The 2,721-nt window shown below is 68.2% G+C and carries 4 protein-coding genes; 2 read left to right on the top strand and 2 right to left on the bottom strand.

Annotated elements, in window-relative coordinates; all coding sequences use genetic code 11:
- The first annotated feature begins 135 nt into the window (after window positions 1-135).
- Together ACIQCY_RS18205 and ACIQCY_RS18200 are read left to right on the top strand one after the other, a co-directional pair.
- Window positions 136-1,329: an alcohol dehydrogenase catalytic domain-containing protein gene (locus tag ACIQCY_RS18205; RefSeq protein ID WP_148601733.1), complete on the top strand. Its 1,194-nt coding sequence runs from the start codon at window positions 136-138 to the stop codon at window positions 1,327-1,329.
- A 218-nt stretch (window positions 1,330-1,547) separates the two neighbouring features.
- A complete protein-coding gene (locus ACIQCY_RS18200) occupies window positions 1,548-1,979 on the top strand; it encodes a recombinase family protein (protein WP_400485207.1) in 432 nt (143 codons plus the stop codon).
- 297 nt (window positions 1,980-2,276) lie between these two features.
- Here ACIQCY_RS18200 and ACIQCY_RS18195 read toward each other — a convergent pair whose 3' ends face one another.
- Both ACIQCY_RS18195 and ACIQCY_RS18190 read right to left on the bottom strand, forming a co-directional pair.
- Window positions 2,277-2,528 (bottom strand): hypothetical protein, encoded by a 252-nt coding sequence (locus ACIQCY_RS18195; protein ID WP_109223263.1) that lies wholly within the window; start codon window positions 2,526-2,528, stop codon window positions 2,277-2,279.
- Complete coding sequence (locus ACIQCY_RS18190) at window positions 2,525-2,680, bottom strand: hypothetical protein (protein ID WP_274249775.1); 156 nt, start codon at window positions 2,678-2,680, stop codon at window positions 2,525-2,527. The genes ACIQCY_RS18195 and ACIQCY_RS18190 overlap by 4 nt, the downstream gene beginning before the upstream one ends.
- Window positions 2,681-2,721: the final 41 nt, after the last annotated feature.

Raw genomic sequence — 2,721 nt, 5'->3', positions numbered from 1 at the left:
CCAGCCGGCCCCTAGACTCATTGTCAGACACACCCTAGTGTTTCCGTACAGCCCGTGACCGGGACTCCCCCTCGGGTTCGCCCCTCCTCCCGCCCCGTCAGGGGCCTCGCTGGAGACAGAAAGGCAACAGTTTCCATGACCACCAAGAACCGCGCCGTGGCATTCCACGGCATCAAGGACGTGCGCGTCGACGAGCTGGACTTCCCCAAGCTGGAGATGCCCGACGGCTCCGCCGCCCCGCACGGCGTCATCCTCAAGATCGTCGCCACCAACATCTGCGGCAGCGACCTGCACATCTACCGCGGGTCCTTCCCCGTGCCCGAGGGCATGGTGCTGGGTCACGAGATGACCGGCCAGGTGCTGGAGGTCGGCAGCGACGTCCAGTTCCTGAAGGAGGGTGACCTCGTCTCCGTGCCGTTCAATGTGGCCTGCGGCCGCTGCCGCAACTGCCGCGCCGGCCGCACCGAGGTGTGTGAGACCGCCAACCCGGAGCAGGCGTGCGCCGCCTACGGCTTCAATCTGGGCAATTTCCAGGGCGGACAGGCCGAGTACATGTTCGTGCCGTACGCCGACTTCCAGCTGCTGCGCTTCCCGGACCAGGAGCAGGCTATGGAGAAGATCCTGGATCTGGCCGTGCTCTCGGACATCCTCCCCACGGCGTTCCACGGTCTCATGGCGGCCGGCGCCAAGCCCGGCTCCACCGTCTACATCGCCGGTGCCGGCCCCGTGGGCCGGTGCGCCGCGGCTGCCGCTCGGCTGCTGGGCGCCTCGTGCATCATCGTGGGCGACCAGGACGCCTCGCGGCTGGAGCTGGTACGCAAGCACGGCTGCGAGACTATCGACCTCTCCGCCACGGAGAACCTGCAGGACGCCGTGAACGACATCCTCGGCGAGCCGATGGTGGACTGCGCGGTGGACTACGTCGGCTCCGAGGCCCACGGCCTGGGCTCCGCGGCCGATGAGATGCAGCCGATCGCCGCCGTGAACCAGGTCCTGGACATCACCCGTCCGGGCGGAGCCACGGGCATCATCGGCATCTACGGGCCGGACCCGATCGCGGAGACGAAGGCCGAGCAGGAGGGCACCTTCCCGGTGGACTTCGGCAAGGCCTGGATCAAGTCGCCCCACATCATCGGCGGCCAGGCGCCCATCATGCGCTACAACCGCCAGCTGATGATGTCGATCCTGTGGGACCGGATGCCGTACCTGACGGAGATGGTCAACCCGCGCGTGATCAGCCTGGACGAGGCACCCCAGGCCTACGCGGAGTTCGACCAGGGCTCCGTGGAGAAGTTCGTCATCGACCCCCACGGGATGATCGCCCGCTGAGCGACGCCGCCTGTTTCGTCAGGCTCAGTCTGGGTGGTTCTCCACCGCACCGCGCACTCCGCCAAAGTGGGGTGCGCGGTGCCGCATGGGTGCCCGGTCCGCTTTGGCGGCGTCGTCACGATGCCCAACAATAGCGCGATGCCCAGGATGCACCGGGCCGAGATGGGCATGCCGTTGCCGATGACGGTGTGACATCCCCGCCGTCTCGACCGTAGAGGATCAGTGCGACCGGCCATCCTGCGCGATGGGGAAAACACCCTCGTCGTCATGCGTCTGGACCGGTTGGCCGGTCCCTACCGGATGCGTTGCGCACCGTGCAGGCCCTGGCTGATCGGGGGATCGGCTTGCAGGCGTTGGACGTGGACCTGGACACCTCCACGGCCTCGGGACGGCTGATGTTGAACATGCTGTTGATGCTGGCCGAGTGGGAACGGGATCTGCTGCGTGAGCGCACCTTCGAGGGCGTGGCCCGGGCCCGTGCGGCCGGACGGCGTCCGGGGCCGAAGCCGAAGTTGGATGAGGAGAAGACCGCCGCGGTCCGGGCCGCGGTGGCCGGAGGGCAGCCCGTGGCCGCTGTGACACGCTCGTTCGGAGTCTCCCGGCCCACGATCTACAAGGCACTTGACACCACCAAGGCCGGCCAGCCCTGAACGGCCCGCGCCCTGTGGATGTCCGCGGTTCGGGCCGGTTCTTCCCCGTAGGGTGAGACCCGTCGCGATGTCCTTCTTTAAGGGCCGCGACAGTGAGTGAGCCGCCTGTTCTCTCGTTCTAGTGTGGGCGCCCCCGCCCTTGTCTTGATCGATATAGGGGGCGGGGGCATTTCACTTCCGCCCGGGCCGCGCGCGGCCACCCGGTAGCCCCCACCGGGCATCACCCTTGCTCAGACCGGGGTAGCAGTGCAACTACCGCAGTACCGCATTCACGCTTGCGTTACTGCGGTAGTGCGGTCACTGTTCGGGGTGCTGGGCTTCGATGGCCTGGATGATCAGCTGGGACATGGGTACCCCGGCCTCGACGCTGTGCCGGCGCAGGTGCTTGTGCAGGCGTTCGGGCAGGCGGATGGAGGTGGCCTTGATGGGCTCGGTGGCGGCCTGGGCGTGGGCGGCGTAGGCCAGGGTCATGTCCGGGCCGTCGGTCGGAGTGGCCGGGGCGGGGGTGCGACGGCCGCGGGCGGCGCCGGGGGTGGGCTTGGTGCTCACGGGCGGGTTATCTCCTGGATCTCCTCGGCGACCTGGATCCAGGGGCCGAGCGCGGTGCGGGTGGGATAAGTGCCGTGGGTGTACTTGAAGCTCTCGCGGGTGGGGATCGTGGTCGCCAGCTGCGGGACGTTCTCGGCGGCCAGCAGGTCCACGACCTAGGGCGTGTCTGACAATGAGTCCAGGGGCCGGCTGA

The sequence above is a fragment of the Arthrobacter sp. NPDC092385 genome (assembly GCF_044755105.1).
Taxonomy (GTDB): Bacteria; Actinomycetota; Actinomycetes; order Actinomycetales; family Micrococcaceae; genus Arthrobacter_D.
The sequence above is the reverse complement of the archived record's forward strand: the minus strand, read 5'-3'. Positions and strand labels throughout refer to the sequence as shown.